Source organism: Scytonema sp. UIC 10036 (assembly GCF_009725235.1).
This window is the reverse complement of the sequence record NZ_WJFC01000022.1, coordinates 82,441-101,558: the sequence shown is the minus strand read 5'-3', so window position 1 is coordinate 101,558 and position 19,118 is coordinate 82,441. Positions and strand designations below refer to the sequence as shown.

14 protein-coding genes and 1 pseudogene are annotated in these 19,118 nt (G+C 42.7%); 9 read left to right on the top strand and 6 right to left on the bottom strand.

Annotated features, from left to right (window positions below; all coding sequences use genetic code 11):
- Positions 1-300 precede the first annotated feature (300 nt).
- Together F7734_RS13090 and F7734_RS13085 are read left to right on the top strand one after the other, a co-directional pair.
- A complete protein-coding gene (locus tag F7734_RS13090; protein ID WP_155745139.1) occupies positions 301-2,487 on the top strand; it encodes a peptidase domain-containing ABC transporter in 2,187 nt (728 codons plus the stop codon).
- A gap of 174 nt (positions 2,488-2,661) precedes the next feature.
- Positions 2,662-4,167: an HlyD family efflux transporter periplasmic adaptor subunit gene (locus tag F7734_RS13085; protein ID WP_155745138.1), complete on the top strand. Its 1,506-nt coding sequence runs from the start codon at positions 2,662-2,664 to the stop codon at positions 4,165-4,167.
- A 6-nt stretch (positions 4,168-4,173) separates the two neighbouring features.
- Here the strand turns inward: F7734_RS13085 and F7734_RS13080 are convergent, their stop codons facing one another.
- On the bottom strand, positions 4,174-4,317 hold the full coding sequence (locus F7734_RS13080) for a hypothetical protein (protein WP_155745137.1): 144 nt from the start codon (positions 4,315-4,317) through the stop codon (positions 4,174-4,176).
- 130 nt (positions 4,318-4,447) lie between these two features.
- Between F7734_RS13080 and F7734_RS13075 the strand changes: the two genes are divergently transcribed.
- The 4 genes from F7734_RS13075 (at position 4,448) to F7734_RS13060 (ending at position 10,608) form a co-directional block, all read left to right on the top strand.
- On the top strand, positions 4,448-4,774 hold the full coding sequence (locus tag F7734_RS13075; RefSeq protein ID WP_243146854.1) for a DUF1778 domain-containing protein: 327 nt from the start codon (positions 4,448-4,450) through the stop codon (positions 4,772-4,774).
- Entirely contained in the window at positions 4,764-5,288 is a 525-nt protein-coding gene (locus tag F7734_RS13070) for a GNAT family N-acetyltransferase (protein WP_155745135.1), read from the top strand. Before F7734_RS13075 ends, F7734_RS13070 begins: the two co-directional genes overlap by 11 nt.
- Positions 5,289-5,317: 29 nt before the next feature.
- The gene (locus F7734_RS13065) at positions 5,318-7,738 is read left to right on the top strand and encodes a filamentous hemagglutinin N-terminal domain-containing protein (RefSeq protein WP_155745134.1); all 2,421 of its coding nucleotides are present in this window, start codon (positions 5,318-5,320) and stop codon (positions 7,736-7,738) included.
- Positions 7,739-7,968: 230 nt separating this feature from the next.
- Positions 7,969-10,608 carry a CHAT domain-containing protein gene (locus F7734_RS13060; protein WP_155745133.1) on the top strand — a complete coding sequence of 880 codons (2,640 nt, stop codon included), beginning with the start codon at positions 7,969-7,971 and terminating at the stop codon, positions 10,606-10,608.
- 13 nt (positions 10,609-10,621) lie between these two features.
- Here F7734_RS13060 and F7734_RS13055 read toward each other — a convergent pair whose 3' ends face one another.
- The 4 genes and pseudogenes from F7734_RS13055 to F7734_RS13040 all read right to left on the bottom strand — a co-directional run bounded on the left by F7734_RS13055 (position 10,622) and on the right by F7734_RS13040 (position 14,533).
- Positions 10,622-10,996 carry a hypothetical protein gene (locus F7734_RS13055; RefSeq protein ID WP_155745132.1) on the bottom strand — a complete coding sequence of 125 codons (375 nt, stop codon included), beginning with the start codon at positions 10,994-10,996 and terminating at the stop codon, positions 10,622-10,624.
- Positions 10,997-11,972: 976 nt separating this feature from the next.
- The gene (locus F7734_RS13050) at positions 11,973-12,731 is read right to left on the bottom strand and encodes a DUF3991 and TOPRIM domain-containing protein (RefSeq protein ID WP_155745131.1); all 759 of its coding nucleotides are present in this window, start codon (positions 12,729-12,731) and stop codon (positions 11,973-11,975) included.
- 388 nt (positions 12,732-13,119) lie between these two features.
- A complete protein-coding gene (locus F7734_RS13045; protein WP_155745130.1) occupies positions 13,120-13,365 on the bottom strand; it encodes a hypothetical protein in 246 nt (81 codons plus the stop codon).
- A 255-nt stretch (positions 13,366-13,620) separates the two neighbouring features.
- A pseudogene (locus F7734_RS13040) lies at positions 13,621-14,533 on the bottom strand (IS982 family transposase).
- A 325-nt stretch (positions 14,534-14,858) separates the two neighbouring features.
- On the opposite strand from F7734_RS13040, the gene F7734_RS13035 reads away from it, so the two are divergent.
- Positions 14,859-15,104, top strand: coding sequence for a hypothetical protein (locus tag F7734_RS13035; protein ID WP_155745130.1), 246 nt, complete (start codon positions 14,859-14,861; stop codon positions 15,102-15,104).
- A 306-nt stretch (positions 15,105-15,410) separates the two neighbouring features.
- On the opposite strand, the gene mobV is transcribed toward F7734_RS13035, so the two are convergent.
- Complete coding sequence (mobV, locus tag F7734_RS13030; protein ID WP_155745129.1) at positions 15,411-16,325, bottom strand: MobV family relaxase; 915 nt, start codon at positions 16,323-16,325, stop codon at positions 15,411-15,413.
- A gap of 598 nt (positions 16,326-16,923) precedes the next feature.
- Here mobV and F7734_RS13025 point away from each other — a divergent pair.
- Complete coding sequence (locus tag F7734_RS13025) at positions 16,924-18,231, top strand: ParM/StbA family protein (protein ID WP_155745128.1); 1,308 nt, start codon at positions 16,924-16,926, stop codon at positions 18,229-18,231.
- The gene (locus F7734_RS13020) at positions 18,206-18,664 is read left to right on the top strand and encodes a hypothetical protein (protein ID WP_155745127.1); all 459 of its coding nucleotides are present in this window, start codon (positions 18,206-18,208) and stop codon (positions 18,662-18,664) included. The genes F7734_RS13025 and F7734_RS13020 overlap by 26 nt, the downstream gene beginning before the upstream one ends.
- Positions 18,665-19,118: the final 454 nt, after the last annotated feature.

Sequence of the window (19,118 nt, the reverse complement as noted above, 5' to 3'; positions counted from 1 at the left end):
ATTTGTGAAATATAAATAGGTCTAACAGAATGTAAAAATGTATAAAATTTTACTTGAATTGGCTGACCATACATTCCTACGAACAAGCAGGGCAAAGCTGAACTTACCTGAATTTTCTGACTTTTTCTGACTTATTAACCAAAAAATGTATTGAGCAGCTTCTGAATTTAGCTCAACTTCTATACAAAATTATCAATCATACTAACAACAGAAAGCAACCAAAAAGCTTTCTGACAGGGAATTCACAATCTTACTGAAAATTTCCTCAGAAAGTTTTTGTACATTAATATTATTACAATTATGAAATACCAAGTTGTTTTACAACATAGTGAAGAAGACTGCGGTGCTGCCTGTATTGCCACTATTGCCAAATATTACGGACGTACTTTTGCCATCAGTCGGGTACGAGAAGCTGTGGGTACTGGTTCGCGAGGCACTTCCTTACTGGGTTTGAAACGGGGTGCAGAAGCACTGGGGTTTAATGCTCGTCAGGTAAAAGCTAATCCTGAAATGCTTGAGCGTTTAAACGAAGTACCTTTACCAGCAATTATTCATTGGAAAGGATATCACTGGGTTGTATTGTACGGTCAAAAAGGTAAAAAATACATCGTTGCTGACCCTAGCCTTGGTATGCGTTATCTTACTCGCAAAGAGTTAACTACAGGTTGGGTTAATGGCGTAATGCTCTTGCTAGAACCAGACTACAGCCGTTTTCTAGAACAACCAGAAGATAAAATTGGTGGATTTGGACGTTTTATTGCCCGTGCTTGGCCTTATCGCTTTATTCTTGCTCAGGCAACTGCCATTAATATAGTTGTTGGTCTCCTCTCGCTTGCTTCTCCCTTGATGATGCAACTGCTAACTGATGATGTGTTGGTACGGGGAGATACTCAATTGCTAACCACTGTCGCAATTGGGGTCATTAGTATGAATTTTATTAGAAGTGCGATCGCATTAGTACAATCTCACCTCATTGGTCACTTTGGTCAGCGCTTGCAATTCGGATTAATTTTAGAATACGGACGCAAACTTTTACACTTACCCTTGTCATACTTTGAAGGTCGTCGCAGTGGGGAAGTCGTCAGCCGCATTTCTGACGTAAATGCCATCAATGCCCTTGTTTCCCAAATTGTTCTCGGTTTACCCAGCCAATTTTTTATTGCTGTGGTTTCCTTGGGGATTATGCTGTTCTACAGTTGGCAACTGTCTTTAGCTTCTTTTCTTGCATTTCTCGTCCTGACCTGCGTTAACCTGCTTTTTCTACCGATGATGCGGAATAAAACCCGTAAATCCATCGTTTTACGAACAGAAAATCAAGGTTTTCTTGTAGAAACTTTTCGCGGTGTCCAAGTGCTAAAAACAACTCAAGCAACCCCCCAAGCATGGGAAGAGTATCAAACAAATTATGGCCGCCTTGCAAACCTGGGGTGGAGTACGATGAAACTGGGGTTATACAGTGGCACTATCACCGGTCTTATTTCCACGTTCACCAATATTGCCTTACTTTGGCTAGGAAGTTACTTAGTCATTAATCATACTTTAACAATTGGTCAACTCTTAATGTTTAACGGTATGAGTGGTAACTTTCTCGGTTTCTTAGGTTCGGCAATTGGCTTAGTTGATGAATTTATTACCGCCCAAGTTGTCATTCAGCGCCTGACAGAAGTTATTGACGCCACCCCAGAAGACGAAAACGACTTCAAAAAACCTTGGGCAGAAATTCCCGGTAATGCAGATATCACCTGCACCAACCTCAACTTCCACCATGCAGGTAGAGTAGACCTACTGCAAGACTTTTCTCTCACTATTCCTGGCGGTCAAGTCATTGCTTTAGTTGGTAAATCAGGTTGTGGCAAAAGCACCTTAGCTAAATTGATTACTGCTTTGTATCAGACTCAATCAGGTAATATCGCTTATGGCATATACAACCAACAAGACCTATCTTTAGAATGCTTGCGACAGCAAATCGTACTCGTACCTCAAGAACCCCATTTTTGGAGCCGTTCAATCATTGACAACTTCCGCTTCAGTTACCCCAACATTACTTTTGAACAAATTGTACAAGCTTGCCAAATTGCTGGTGCAGATGAATTCATCAACAAACTACCCGATAAATACCAAACAGTTTTAGGAGAATTTGGCGCAAATCTTTCAGGCGGGCAAAAGCAAAGATTAGCTATAGCCAGAGCGATTGTTACTGACCCACCCGTACTTATTTTAGATGAATCTACGGGTGCTCTCGACCCAGTTAGCGAAGCCGAAGTTCTAAATAAACTGTTACGCCATCGACGAGGCAAAACCACAATAATGATTAGCCATCGCCCCAAAGTGATTCAAAGAGCTGATTGGATTGTACTCCTTGAACAAGGTCGCTTAAAAATCCAAGGAACTCCAGAATATCTCCGACAAATTCCTGGCGAACACTTACACTTCTTAGAAGAAGTTAGCATTCAAAGGTCATTATTAACAGTGACCAGCGATCGGTAAACAGTAAACAGTGACCGATGAACAGTGGAGCTTCAGAGTTTGCTAGTTCCTTCAAGTGAATGGTTTGCATAACCTAAAATCCAAAATCTAAAATCTAAAATCCAAAATCTAAAATCCAAAATCTAAAATCTAAAATCCAAAATCTAAAATCCAAAATCTAAAATCTAAAATCCTATGCTTAGTCACTTCAAATCAGAGTCTATAGCCTTCAACCAAGAAAATGATTTTCTGCCCCCTATTAGTCGTTGGACAACTTACGGTGGAATGTTCATCTTAGGTGTCATAAGTTTAGCAGTGCCAGTTGCTTCTGTTAGTAAATATAAAGAGGTTGTTAAAACAGAAGCTGTTATTCGCCCAGCAGGTGAACTGCGAATTGTTCAAGCAGCGACAGAAGGTCAAATTATAAGAATTTCAGTTCAAGAAAATCAACCTATTAAAAAAGGAGATGTCATAGCGACCATTGACGACTCCCGCCTGCAAACTAAAAAAAGCCAACTGCAAAGCAATATTCAACAAGCGAAGTTACAACTTCTTCAAATTAATTCCCAAATTCGTGCTCTCAACAATCAAATCCACGCTGAAACTGACCGTATAAATCGCACTATTGCTTCCGCCGAAGCTGAACTCAGTGGGCGCGTTCGCTCATACCAAGATAAAAGAATGACTACTGTTGCAGAAGCTCAAGAAGCCGAAGCAAATGTTGGGATATCTGAAGAGGAATTACACAAGGCTCATGCAGAGTTAAGATCGGCACAAGCAAATTTAAATGCTGCTGGGTCAGCCTTGATAGCTGCACGCTCCAAACAAAATCGATATGAAATGGCGGCTATTGCAGGAGCGCTGTCAAAAGACCAGTTAGAAGAAGCACAACTCGCTGCTAGCCAACAAGAACAAGCAGTGGAAGCACAAAAAGCAGTTGTTGAAGCACAAAAACAAACCATCACTCGCCTCGAACAAGCTGTTTCTGCATCTATTGCTAGGCGACAAAAAGCACAAGTTGCTCTGAACCCCAGCCATTCAGAAGTCGCGATCGCAACAGAACGTATTGCCCAAGAAAAAGCAGCCGGAAAAGCTAGCTTGGCTACATTGGATAAAGAACGTCAAGCTCTCATAGCACAAAGGATTGAAGCTCAAAAACAGTTAGACCGCGATATCCGCGAATTGCAACAACTGGGAATGGATATTAGACAAACAATCGTCACTGCTCCGTCTGACGGGACTATATTTAAACTCAACTTGCGAAACTCCAGTCAAACCGTGCGATCGGGAGAGGAAATTGCCCAAATTGCTCCTAGCAACTCAAAACTAGTAGCTAAGAGTGCAGTGAGTGCAGGGGACGTCAGTAAAGTCAAAGTTGGTCAACAAGTTCACCTGCGGATATCTGCGTGTCCTCATCCAGATTACGGCACTCTTAAAGGTAAGGTCACAGCCATTTCCCCAGATGCCATCTCACCTCAAGCCCAAGGTGCTAATCCCAATAGCGGGACGACTGCTAGCAAGATGATGACGGGTGGTGCTTTCTACGAGGTGAGTGTAGAACCAGAAAACCTGGTGCTATCTCAAGGCAAAAGCCAATGCCAAATAAGTTTGGGAATGCAAGGTAGAGCAGATATTATCTCTCGCGAAGAAACTGTATTACAATTCTTCTTGAGAAAAGCAAAATTAATCGCTGATTTTTAAGATATTTTAATCGATCTTGGCAGATGAGTTACTTTGCATCACGATAGTTCCAGTGGGATAACGGCTAGTTTCAGACGATTCCAACGTCACAAAAAATCCAGAGATACCCGTGTCATAAAAATCGGCAGGCATCCAGAATTTATTTAGCACCTTTCCCTGAGAATTAATTCTCACGTAAGGATTCAGGTGTAAAAAAGAGGCAAGCAGGGGATGCAGGGGATGCAGGGGATGCAGGGGGAGGAGATGTCTCTTTGATTTGTGTGGACATTGTCCACCTAAAATGCTAGGATTATATGTTAAAGACGCTTGCCATATTACTGAAATGTCAGAAACTTCTCCACCTAAAGACTGTAGAGTCGATTTGAGGGTGACACAACAACAAAAAGAACTCTTAGAAAGAGCTGCAAACCTCAAAGGAGTTTCCTTGAGTGCTTATACCCTTTTTCATCTTCTTCCCATTGCTAGACAAGATATAGATTCCCAAGAAAGGCTAGTGCTATCAGATCGAGATCGAGATTTATTCATGTCTGTGATGGAAAATCCCCCGGAACTTAAGGGAAAACTTAAAACTACATTGCAAAAGTTCCGGAAGAAATATGACAAATAGTGAGAGGAGGTGGAATTTTGTACCAATAGAAAAGAAATATAAAAAAGATTCCTTTGATTGTGGTTATCAAGCGCTGAACGAATACCTGAAAAAATATGCTCGGCAAAACCATCAAAAAGGGATTGCTAAAACTTTTGTTGCTCTTTTGGAATCAGACGGAGTTAAAGTTGATGGTTATTATACCATAAGTGCCAGTATTATTGAGTATGAATCTCTTCCGGAATTATACAGAAAAAGGTTACCTGCATATCCCATTCCTGCTACGTTAATTGGTAAGTTAGCAGTGGATAATTCTGTTAAAGGACAAGGTTTAGGAGGTGAGCTTTTATCAGACGCGCTATATCGTATTGTTCGAGCTTCTCAAGAAATTGGTATTTTTGCAGTGAGAGTTGATGCCATAGATTTACAAGCAAAGGAATTTTATCTCAAACACGAGTTTATTCCGTTTCAAGATAACCACCTGTCTCTTTTCTTGCCTCTAGAAACTATTGCCCAAGAGTTTGATTTTAACTAAATTTTTGAAGGGGAAACAAGTTTAAAACTATGCGGCAAATTGCGAGCGCTCTTCAATATACATTAACCGGATGTTTTGTCAATATTTTATCTGGGAACTGTGTATTGGCTCAGATTAATCCAGATGAAATAGGAACAGAACGCTCATCGCTCGTGCGAAATGTTGAAATTAGACAAGGTGTGAGAGGCGATCGCATAGAAGGTGGAGCAACACGAGGGAACAATCTTTTTCATAGTTTTCGAGAATTTAATATTAACGAAGGGCAAAGAGTTTATTTCAATAACCCCACTGGAATTACAAACATTATCAGCCGAGTCACGGGAACTAACCCCTCAAATCTTTTAGGAACATTAGGTGTCAATGGCAATGCCAATTTATTTTTCATCAATCCCAACGGTATTATTTTTGGTCAAAATGCCAGATTGGATATTAGAGGATCGTTTATTGCAAGTACTGCTCGTAGTCTGAATTTTGCTGATAGTACTCAATTCAGTGCAACACCTTCCCAAGACTCTTCTTTACTCACCGTTAGCGTTCCAATTGGATTGCAATTTACAGGTAATTCACAAGGAATTGTAGTTCGGGGGAATGGTCGAGGTTTAAGAAGGCAGGAAAATCCTATCATTGATACAAATAATGCTTTACGCATACAGCCCGCTCGAACCCTAGCTTTAGTGGGTGGAGATATTACCTTTGAAGGCGGGACATTGAAAACTGCGGGCGGACGAATCGAATTGGGTAGTGTTGCTGGTGCTGGTAATGTTAGTTTGACTGCTGTGGAGAAAGGATTTTCTTTAAGTTACGAAGGTGTTAATAATTTTGGAGATATTCAACTGTTGAAAGCTGCAGCAGTGGACGCTAGTGGTGAGGGTGGCGGTGAAATTCAAATCAGAGGCAAACGAGTGGTACTTCGGGATGGTTCCCAAATTGAAGCGACTCGCTTGCAAAGGGGTTTTGGTGGAAAGTTGACGGTAACTGCTTCAGATGTGGTAGAACTAAGCGGAACAACTGCCGATAATCCTGGAGATAACCGAAGATTTCCTAGTTCTCTGTCTGTGGACAATCGAGAAATAGGAGATATTCCTGGAGAACTGACAATAAATACAAGACAATTGATTATCCGACCGGGAGGAAGAATATCAGCGAGTAATGCAGGACAAGGACGAGGAGGAAACATAACTGTTAATGCTGCTGATTCTGTAGAATTAATCGGGATTTTCAACGCCATGGGAGGGTTACGTTCTAGTGGATTGTCTGTACAGACAACAGGTTCTGGAGACGCGGGAAGATTAGTCATCAATACCAAGAATTTAACGATCCGGGATGGGGCAGAACTTTCTGCTTCTACGTTTGGTGCAGGGAATGGGGGAAGTGTGGAAGTCAATGCTCTAGATTCTGTAGAAGTGCTCAATACCAACGAACAAATTCGCAGCCGAATAGTCGCTGAAGTTGGCAATTTGAGAGAAGTTAACCGACAAGGAGAGTCAGCACCTGCTACAGGGCGTGGTGGAAATTTAACAATTAGAACAAGAAACTTGACTGTTAAAGATAGTGCAGCAGTAACTGTTAATAGTAGGAGTGAAGATCCTAACGCTCGAGGTGCGGGTTCTTTAGAAGTGACAGCACAGTCTGTTCGTGTGGATAACAAAGGACAAATTACTGCAGCGACTTCTTCAGGTCAAGGAGGAGATATCATATTACGATTGCAAAATTTGTTGCTTTTGCGCCGGAACAGTACCATATCCACTACGGCGGGTTCAGCACGGGCTGGTGGTGATGGTGGTAACATCACTATTGAAGCTCCGTTCATTGTTGCTGCCTCAAATGAAAATAGTGACATTACTGCTAACGCTTTTACTGGCAGAGGTGGTAAAGTTCAAATTACAGCCCAAGGCATTTTTGGATTAAGGTCGCTCAGTAGGCAAGAGTTGCAGGCGTTGTTGAATGCCGAGCGATCGCGAGACTTGGACTCAAGTAGACTATCTAGTAATGACATTACAGCGATTTCCCAAGAAAACCCTTCCTTTAGCGGTCAAGTTATTACCAACACACCTGATACAGATCCAACACAAGCTTTAGTTCAACTACCAGTAGATATTGTTGATGTGACAGGATTAATTAATCAAAATCTTTGCGTTGCAGCCAATCGAGGTAGTGAATTTACTGTAACAGGTCGTGGAGGTTTGCCTTCCTCTCCTTATGAAGCCCTCAATCCTGATGCTAGTTGGGAAGATTGGCGCATTGTACAACAACCAGCTTTATCTGATAAGACAAGAAGTGCAAGAAATGACCGACTAAATGAAAAAGAATCTACAAATATTATTGAAGCCCAAGGTTGGGTTAGAAGTACAAATGGTACAGTGATTCTTACGGCTGAGCCTGCTGTGGTAACATCTCAAGGAACTTGGTTATCTCCTTTGGATTGCCTACAGTTGAGGGCAAATTTATGAAAATAAACTATTTGAACTGATTTACCCCACCTAACCCTCCCCTTGCAAAGGGGAGGAACCGGAAATCCAATTTCCCTTTCCAAGGGGGATTAAGGGGGTATATCTAATTTGTGTCTACTATGAAATGTAAACGGTTTAAGCTGATTTACCCCACCCTAACCCTCCCCTTGGAAAGGGGAGGGAACTGGAAATCTAGTTTCCCCCCTTTCCAAGGGGGGATTAAGGGGGGTATGTCATGTTTCAGAGTTATTTTGGTTGCAGCTCTCAGCTTTATACTCAGCCTAAACATTTCAACATTATTTTCTGCTACTGCACAGCAACCTGTTGTCACCCAGCAATCTGCGATCGCATTGTTGCAAGCAGGTAAAAAAAGCTATGATGAAGGACTATTTGCTGAGGCTACAAAAACCTTGCAACAAGCAGCAAAAATATACGCAGCAACAGGAGAAACTCTCAACCAAGCTCAAGCACTGAGTTTTACTTCTTTAGCTCAACAAAAATTAGGGCAATTACAAGAAGCTGAACAAAGTATTTCTACTAGTTTATCTTTGTTAAAAACCTTACCTGACCGTCAAGACATAACTCAAGTTCGTGCTTTAAGTTTGAATGCTCGAGCACATTTGCTACTTGCTATGGGCAATACTGAAACTGCTTTGGAAACGTGGCAAAAAGCAGAGAAACTTTACAGGCAAATTCGCGATCGCGTGGGAATTCTTGGAAGTCAAATCAATCAAGCTTTAGCACTACAAGTTTTAGGGCTTTACCGTCGTGCTGATAAAATTCTCACTCAGATAGAACAAGAAATTTATCAAGAACCCGATCCCTCTTTCAAAGTTGCTGGTTTACTAAACCTCGGTCAGATTCGCAGACAGGGGAGAGATTTGGAACAATCTCAGAAAATTTTACAGATAGGGCTAGACGTGGCTCAAAAAATGCGCTCGCCTGAAGTTCAAAGTAAAGTTTTGCTAAGTTTGGGCAATACTGAGATAGCACTGGCTAGAAATGCAAAAACCTTAAAAAATGAAGAAAATGCTCAAACTTACACTCAAAAAGCTTTAAGTTCTTATCAACAAGCAGCTAATCTTGCCATCTCACCAACGGCAAAAGTTCAAGCAAATCTCAATCAACTTTCTGTCTTGCTTGAAAATAAGCAATATTCCTCTGTTGCAGTTTTGCTTCCACTAATTAGGATTTCCTTAGAGAAATTACCCAAGAGTCGAGCTTCCATATATGCCCGTGTAAATTTTGCTCAAAGTTTAATCAAATGGTCATTAGACAGAAAAGAAAACATAACTCAAATACTTAATATTGCCATTGAGCAAGCAAGAAACTTAACAGACCAAAGAGCAGAATCCTATGCTTTGGGAACGCTTGGTGAGTTATATGAAAGTACTTTAGACTGGGCAAAGGCGATAGAATTTACTCGCTCGGCTTTAGTTATTGCTCAGGCGACAAATGCACCTGATATTGCCTATCGCTGGCAATGGCAAATAGGGCGGTTGCTTCAAATGCAAGCCGAGAGGACACATCACAACAAAAATGCTGACACCAAAGCGGTTAGTTACTACACTCAAGCATTTAAGACTTTGAATAATTTACGGAGCGATTTAGTTGTTCTCAATCCTGAAGTACAGTTTTCCTTTCGAGAAACTGTAGAACCAGTGTATCGCCAGTTAGTCGATTTACTTTTGCGACAGAACCCCAATCGAGATCGCTTGATTCAAGCCCGTGACGTGATAGAAGCGCTCCAGTTAGCAGAACTAGATAACTTTTTTGGAGATGCTTGTGCCAAACCAGAACAAGTCAAAATTGACGATTTAGATCCGCATGCAGCTGTTATCTACCCAATTATTCTACCAAACCGTTTAGAAGTTGTTATCAAATTACCAGGCACTGATAACTTACGTCATTACGGAAATCAAAATGTTTCTGACACTCAAGTAGACGAAGCTGTCAAACAACTGCGACAATCTTTAAAAAGACGCAGCACCAGCCCCAGTCAGATTAAAAAAGAAGCTCAACAAATTTATAATTGGCTCATAAAACCTTTTGAAGCTGAATTAGAGAGTACCAAAAACCGAGAGGAAAGCAAGGTAAAAAATTTGGTATTTGTTCTAGATGGTTCGTTGCGTAATCTACCAATGGCAGTTCTCCATGACGGAACAAAATATCTCGTAGAAAGATATGCTGTGAGTGTCACCTCTGGTTTGCAACTTCTCGAACCCAAACCACTTCAGAGAAAATCGCTTAGTGTTTTAGTAGGTGGTGCTATAGATGCTCCCAGTTTTGAAAAGGAAGGTTTAGGAGCCATCAGTAACGTAGCGGTAGAACTAGAGGGGGTCAAGAAAAGCGTTCAGCATACACAAATGTTGGAAAATCAAACATTTCTCCAGCAAAACATCCAAAAACAAATTAATTCCAATCCCTATAATATCGTTCACCTAGCAACTCACGGTAAATTCAGTTCTAACCCAGAGCAAACTTTTATTTTAGATTGGCAAAAACGTATCAAAGTTAAGGATTTTGATAACTTACTGAATTTAGATTATCAAAGAAGTTCCAAACCCATTGAATTACTTATTCTGAGTGCTTGCGAGACAGCAACAGGAGACAATCGAGCAGCTTTGGGACTAGCAGGAGTAGCAATCAAAGCAGGCGCACGCAGTACACTAGCTAGCTTGTGGCAAGTCAACGATGCCTCAACTGCTCAATTTATGATTAAGTTCTATCAAGAGTTGAAGAATCCTCAAATTACGAAAGCAGAAGCATTGCGAAATGTCCAACGTACTTTCCTAACAGAGTTTTCTAGCACAGATTATAACCGCCCTTATCATTGGGCATCCTTTATTCTTGTAGGAAATTGGTTTTGATTTTGTAGATATTTTAACGAACAATCTGCATTCTCTTGATTGAGGTAACTGTCTTACTTTTACCGCAAGGTTCAGCACTCTGACAATCATTCACTTTTTCTAGTCCGTAAAATAAACGCACTTTCTTATTTAAAAAAGTTTTTTCCTTTTCACAAATGTCATAAGATGCGTACAGTCCTTGATATTTTTTCCTTTTGCTATCTATTAAATCAACGTAGCAGGAAATATCTCCATTTGTGATACCTGTAACAGTGGCAATTTGAGGGAATTTAGCTGTCTTCTGTGCTTGAACAAAAGATGTGTTGGCAAAAATACTAGTAGTAGAAGTAGTAAAAATACAAATAGAGAATCCTATGGCTGATAGATGAGATATTTTTTTGATTTTCATAATTTGCTGTTTTTATAATCTTTCTTAGCTTCGGTGATTGGAAATCGCGGCTATACAAACTAAGTCCACCTATGCGGACTGGATTGTAAAGAAGGCACAGAATTTAGATTTGCGACCGCTAGAAATTGAATGTCAGTAAAAATACTAATATTTGAAGTTTTGGTAAAGCTTCGGAAAATATTTCTTGTGACCGATATAAGTAGATTGTCACAAATAAAGCTAACTAGTGAGGATCGTCATTTGTCATTTGTCATTTGTCATTTGTCATTTGTAGGGGTTCTAGCATATTTAAATATCTTTACATAGTTCGTTTTTTCTCACCTACCTACTTAATAAATTAATTTTATTTACTGCAATACGCGATCGTCAAATCAAAATTGAATCTACTTAATCTAAGTCCTTCTCAATATTGCCGTGCAATCCCAATTCTTGTAGTGCTACTTTAGTTTCTTCAATCTTCTGAGTAGAAACATCGCCTTTGGGTTCAATAAATTGGGCTTCATGTTCGGCTAGGACGGCTAAAGCTTCTGCACCGCCTAACTGGTAAGCGATTTCTCCTCACGGTGTTTTGCACAGAGGTGTGCGATCGTCACCACCGTGTCCTTCTACCGATCGTGCATTTAGAGAAAAACAGCGGTTGTCGTTGAAGTAGGGTAGCCACCGAGATACCTGCAAAATGGGACATATTGTAAAGTTTTGTAAATCTAATTGTCAAAAACCTTGATTTACCGTTGTTTCAGCCTCAACCATTACTTAACCATTTAAATGAAGACATTCCCTAAAAGGGTCATTTTTGGGCAAGTGTCAGGGACAAAAAGAGGTGAAAGCTTGGTTTTACCATGCAAAAATTTGATTTGCCCGATATCATTTTTGGGCAAGTTAGTAAATCAACAAGGGATTGTTTGCAATATTTATTTACAACGTGTCTCTTTTTGCACGTATCTCGGCAGCTACCCTAATTGTGTCGGTTGGTTGTTTATCGCTCAATTCCCCGGTTCTTCTGTTTCTGGTTTTGCTGTTGCTGTTGTCGCAACCTAGCCAACAGCTCCTCATTCCAATCCTTCAATGCAGGACGTACCCGCTGTGCTTCTGGCAGCTGCTCCCGAATCGCTTGAGCCAATTCATTCCCAGATGCATCACTATCTAAAGCGGCTATCACTTTTGGGATGGTTCTGAAGTATTCCACAGGCAGGCTCTTGGCACTATCAGCAACCAGATACATGGTTCTTTGTTGGGGGATTCCTTCAATCGCTACCAGTGATAGTGCATCAATGGGGGATTTTGTCAGCACAACTCGCTGGATATCACCATCAGGCTGTCCACCCCATCTGAGATAGAACCAACCTGCATCTCGTTTGGTGCCACGAGCGTATCCCATGAAAGAGTTGTCTTCACCCCTGGTGCCGCGCAAGAATGCCCCGGTGGTTTCTCCCGTGAGCGAGCGCATTCTGAATACAGCATTTTGGTTGGAGTCAGCATAAACCAACCCCTGACCGTGGAGGGCTTGCACCATTTCTTTTGGCAATCCCCTTTGTTGGGTGAGATAGCGTTCAACAGATGGCCACTGGCTAGAATCAACAGCGGGTGGTATGAACTGTGGTGTTGGTTCTGTTTGGGCAATCTGTTGCGCTTGTATCCTGGCATGGTGAGTGGCAGCTTTGAGCATACCCCCTTCTCCAAATCTATCATTCAACCAGGCTAGAGCTTCTCGGAAGGTACAACTGTTGACATACATCACCAAGTCAATCGCACCACCACCCCCCGAGTGGGAACTAGGGGCAAAGTCATACCACGAGTGTCCATCTATATTAACGTGAGTTCGACGGAGCTAAAAACGTAGAAAGCATACTGTATAAAGTATTGAGCGTATGTACTGTATGTTGGCTCAGCTATTGTGAAGGGTGAGAGGAATTAATGCCTAACAGGGTAAGGAAAAACCGACGTTGAGGATGAGATTGTGCTTCTATCGTGTAAGACGCCCAGAAAGGGGGAAGGGAAATAACGGTGTAATACACGGTATTGGCGATCGCGCAGTTCCGTGTATTACATTGTCAAGGAATTCACTCGCTGTGGTGTTACATGAATCCAGGTGATTCCGTGTAACGCAGGTTACAGCAGCACAATTAAGTTGGCTCTACAGTGTAATACACGGTAGGGGCTTCAACATGACTGTGATTCGGTGTATTACACCGTAGAACGCGCTGATTGGTAAAGGGTAGAATGTAACTTTGGAGCAATGCGATGAGGGTTTCTATGGAGCCAATGAGTGAGCGAGGCTGTTGCCGCCGCTGCGCGATCGCTTCGGCGCAAGCTGTACCCAGCTTATCGCCACCACTTGAAAAGCCAGTCCGAAAAAATATTTCTGACATTGCGGATTACGAATTGGGCATATTTACGATCGATAGCTACCATGTATTACACGGGAACACCTGATTTCCCCGATCCCATGTAATACACGCTCCCCTCGGCTTCTTTCACCAAGTATTACACGGGTGATGTTTTAGCCCATATTCCGCACCCTCAATTGTCACACCTCCAAAAATAGTGCATACGAACTATAAAAGAAGTATGATGTCTGAAGACTATTGAGAATATATGGTAAATTTGATCTGATCTCGACGGGTCTAAAAAATAGCAGGAGGTAGTGCAGGCAAATCTTTCGGATAAATATCAATAGATGGTTTTTTCGGTAAATAGCAGTATGCCGCGCTCACCAGCCATTAAATTAACCAGAAAGTTAAATGGACTCCGATGACGGGAATGTTCTATTTGACACACATTTTTCAGATAGTCATTAACCGACTCAATTACCGCGCGTTTGCGTAAAAGAATTTTGTCAATCAGTTTGACCAAACGATTTTTCATTTTCTTCTTAGACTTTGTGATTAGTTGTAAACCTCGCTCATACAATTCCTCAAATAATTTTTGTGAAATATACCCTCTGTCTCCAAAAAGCTTACCAATTAAATCTTTAGTTAGATCTGGAACTGGCTGACGATCATCAACATTCGCGGGAGTTAGCTTAAATGCAAGTAGTTCCCCACGGTCATTAATAATCAAATGAAGTTTAAATCCAAAGTGCCAGCCAACAGAATTTTTTCCCCATGTCACTAATCCTTTAAAAACCTGATGAGAATGCGCGCGGCAGTTATGACAAACATCAATTGGGGTCGAGTCGATGAAACTAATTCCTGTAATTTCTCCCGTCAGCGTATGTAAAAAACAAGACAATAGCATTAAGCACCAAGGCATGAGTTCCACAAATCTGGTATAACTGACCAAGTTTGGAAATGCCGAGCGCCAGCCAGGTAGCACGTGTAATGTATAAAATTCCTTAAAAGTCTTATAACCACTACCATGAAATGCGATGACTATTGTCATCACCTCTGATAAGTGCATCCGGGATTGAGAACGACGTTCCCCTTTAGTGGATGGTAACTGCGGCACAGAAAGCCACAAAGAATCCCATTGATTACAGAAATCATCCACGTCGGAGAAGATATGTGTAATGTCAAGACGAGATACAATGTCAGACATAGCCGAGACCTGATTTTGATAGATATTTTTTAGTCTTGGCTTTTTCTTGTCACTTTTTACCTATTTCTCCATAAATCTTAGCCATAAGTATTATCCATTTCTCTGTACATACGAATCGTTCGCTCCTGCTGGGAACAGAGAGAGGAATTCATGCCTGACAGGGTAAGGTTTCAAAAGAATTGTGGAGCGACTAAAACATCACCCGTGTAATACTTGGTGAAAGAAGCCGAGGGGAGCGTGTATTACATGGGATCGGGGAAATCAGGTGTTCCCGTGTAATACATGGTAGCTATCGATCGTAAATATGCCCAATTCGTAATCCGCAATGTCAGAAATATTTTTTCGGACTGGCTTTTCAAGTGGTGGCGATAAGCTGGGTACAGCTTGCGCCGAAGCGATCGCGCAGCGGCGGCAACAGCCTCGCTCACTCATTGGCTCCATAGAAACCCTCATCGCATTGCTCCAAAGTTACATTCTACCCTTTACCAATCAGCGCGTTCTACGGTGTAATACACCGAATCACAGTCATGTTGAAGCCCCTACCGTGTATTACACTGTAGAGCCAACTTAATTGTGCTGCTGTAACCTGCGTTACACGGAATCACCTGGATTCATGTAACACCACAGCGAGTGAATTCCTTGACAATGTAATACACGGAACTGCGCGATCGCCAATACCGTGTATTACACCGTTATTTCCCTTCCCCCTTTCTGGGCGTCTTACACGATAGAAGCACAATCTCATCCTCAACGTCGGTTTTTCCTTACCCTGTTAGGCATTAATTCCTCTCACCCTTCACAATAGCTGAGCCAACATACAGTACATACGCTCAATACTTTATACAGTATGCTTTCTACGTTTTTAGCTCCGTCGAACTCACGTTATATTAATGATGTGTCCTGTACCTTTCCAGCGACCATCTCCTTTGGCATCCTGAGTCAATCCCAACTGCCATGCCACTTCTTCTAAGGGAAGGTCTCGCAGCTGGTCAGCCAGTTGCGCTTGCGAGGAACGCAGTTGTTGGTTTTCTGCTGACAACTGCTGAATCCGTTGTTGCAGGAGTTCCTGCTCCTTCACCAACCGAAGGGCTGTTTCCTCCATTTCGCTTTTCTTTTGGACTGCCCTATCCCTATCAGCTGCCTTGGCTGTCAGTTGTTCTGCTGATAGTTCTCCCAATTGAAGGTCTCGACCTTCCTCAACAATTCTGTAGAAGTCCTTAATATCCTGATGTTTGGCGACACTGCCTTTGATGCCACGCTCCAACCCCAAGTGCTGCATGGCGGTGTAGTGGGAATCCTGAAAAGCTCGCATCTTCTGCCTGCCATCGAAGAAGTGATTGCACCGCAGTTGCCCCCGGTCATCCAATGGGACAAAGTAAGCGTGGATGTGGGGGGTCATCTCATCGAGGTGGAGTTCTGCCCTAACAATGCGATCGCCATACTCATCATTGAGCCAATTTTGGGCAGCATCAAACCAATCCTTGAGTTTGTCCTCTTCATAATACCCACCGTTAGTGGGGGCATCTGGTCTAAAGTAGCTGGGGGATGCAGTCAACAAAAGTTCTACACAGTACACAGCATCGGGACGTATCTTGCGCTTCTGGGTGTAGGAATTGATTTTGGCTTGTACGAGGTCTTCGAATTTCTCGTTTGGGTCAGTACTGCCAATAAACCTAATGTTTTGTTTGGTGAGGTCGGCATTGGGCGTGGGTCGTGTTCTGGCAGTATGAGAAGCACTGCCTGCTAGATTGTGCTTTTTGAGTTTAGCCAGCCGTGCGATCGCATAAGCCATTGTTCGGTCAAAGTCTGTGTTCCCTACTCAAGAGTATTCCCAGTTTCGGTTGATATCTTTCGTGTGGGCAAGTGAGCGTGGCACCGCACTATACTCTTATAAATGATGATGTTAGGCGCTGCTGAACCACAACAACTCCTGACACCACACGCGACACGCTGGCGGTAGTAGCCCCTCCGGGCGAACGTAGGCTTTTTGTGACTCGCGACAGCGAGGCATGGCGTAGCCACCCCTCTGGGGCAAAAAGCCGTAGTGAGTACGTCAAATATTGACTGCCCTACCCGAAACCCCTTTGGGGTAGCCCACGCTTGGGAATAGACACGCTGGCGGAAAGTGTTGTGTGGTGAGGGTTTGGGATGATTTGGCGGCTGAACTTTGGGTTGTGCAGTGGCACAGGCTTGGCACAATTTGGAGACTCAAGTTTTCCTAGCTGACTCTAGGGTTAGGCACAGTTCTGTCACACTTTTGGCGTGAAAGCTGTGCCAGCTGAAGGGGGATTGCTATAGGTGGGAAAATACTGGTGTTTTTAGCGATGACGGATTCAGAGGATACGTGGTTTTATTGGGGAAGTTGAGCAATCATTTTTGTCAGTCAGCCTATGGCCGCGTCCTTAACTCTCAATTTGTCAATCGATTTTGGTGGGTCTGGTAGTAAGGTGATTTATCAATTTGGGGGGAGTCAGCTTCAATACATGATGCTGCCACCTGGGTTGGAGGAAGTTAACCTTGAAGATTTCAAGCGCTACAAAGACCTGCAAGTTTGGAGGGGAGACCCATTGCCAGAGGATGACGCTTGGTTGGAATGGAAGGGCAGTATCTATGTGGTGGGGGATTTTGCTCTTGAGTTTGCAGCACAAGATAGGATTAAGGAGCGCAAGTACGAGAATGCGCTGTACAAGACACTGGCGATTATTGGCATAATTCTGGAGAAGCATCAAGTAGGCGCTAAGAAGCGCAAATCCTCTTCCCCCAAGATAATCTTGCATTTGGCGATACTCTTGCCGTGGAACGAGTACAACGACAACGAGCGTTTCCGCAAGCAGTTGGAATTGATGCTCAAAAGTTTCAAATTCCGAGGAGTGGCGTGGGATATTGCCCTAAAGACTTTTTTGTGCCGACCGGAGGGGGCGGGATTGCTGGCAATTCGGATTAAGCAGCAAGGTAAGTCTTGGTTTCAGGAGTCTACTGTATTGCTTCTCATGTTTGGGCATCGGAACACGACTTGCCTTTATTTTGAAAAAGGTATACGCAAAGTTGGGGATAGCCCTCTGTTGGGATTTAGCAACTTTTTGGATGACGTTTGTTCTCGTGTATCGGGTCTAGAGCGAGAGCAATTGGCAAGGGCGATTTTTTCAGGGTTATGCAGCTCTCGACACAAAATATACAGGGAGAATCGTACCAAACATCCGGAATGGGAGAATCTAGAAGCAATCAAATCGCTGGCAACCGCTCGTGACGAACAACTGCGAGCAAGTGAGGCCAAGGACATTGCAAGAGCGATTATTGATGCAACGCCTGACTATTGGTTCAGAGTGTGCAAGTGGCTCGATTCTAAAATCCCCTTTCTACCTGATGAAGTGATTGTGGGTGGGGGTGCGGCGGTATTCCTAGAGCCAGAATTGGAAGAATATTTCAACTGTGAAGCAAGCAAAGCTTATAACGCTCCCAATCGTAGAGAAGGAGAACGCCCCCAACAATACCAGGGTCGGAATTTCTCAGCTCATTCCGATTTGGTGTGGTTGAGCGATGTCCAAACCCAGATAGAAGGCATATTTCAGTTTGGGTATAACTCTCGATGCAACCAACTGCTGTCATTTCGACTGCTTGATGCCTTTGGGATGATGGATCAGCTTAAGGAGACGGTGAAGGAGGTGGTACAAAATGCCCAACAGCAAGAGGGTACGTAAAAGCTTGTCCCTACCTCGCTTCACTCCTGATGAAGGCACCTCACTGGCGATTGTTGCGGATTACTACAATGATTTCCCCTCTGATGAGAGGTCAACACTTATACGGGAGTTGCTAGTGATGTGTTTGCTGCCACTCGCTTTACACAAGAGCGGACATACCCAAAAGCAGGTACGAGAAGCTTACCTGATTGCAAGGCGCATGGCAGAGAACCACTTTGGCATTATGGCTGTTGAGTTGGGCTTGGATGCTCGAGTGTATGCGTATGTACCTCAACCCTTGTCGAATCCTACCGTTGTTGATGGGATTGGGGGTAATGGCAGTACGCCACCGTCATTTGAGGAAGTGTCTGAAGCGTTTTCTTCTGCTGAAGATGATTCTAGTTTGATTCCTGGGCTGGTGGACTCTGGCTTTATGGACAACCTTTTTGGGTAGTGTTTCAGAGTTTTTCTGTAGCATTTTCTACAAAAATATAGCAAAAGCGGATTCAGTACACCTAAAAATCGTGCAGCTGTGTGTAAGGTAGATGTCAAAAAGTTGATTGAATTGTGTTGGTTAGTTGGGTAGGGCAGGAGTGTTCTGACTCAAAATTATGTACTGACACAATCAAAGCACAATTATGTTAATCTCAAGGCATCCAAAAAACCGATTGAGAACAACAGTTTCCCCAAAGTTTACCACAGATAGAACACTTTGTAAGCACAAGGCTTATTGCTCGTCAACGCATGACTCAAGAGAAAAGCAGAACTGTTAGCTACCTCGAACTTTACACTTTTCTTACAAAATGCCCAAACATTTGTGAGAAGAATTTAAAAACAAAAGCAACAACTTCAGCCTTTCTACTGAATTTTTCTCATCCGGACACTTGTCAGTAAAATTTCGCTGTTAT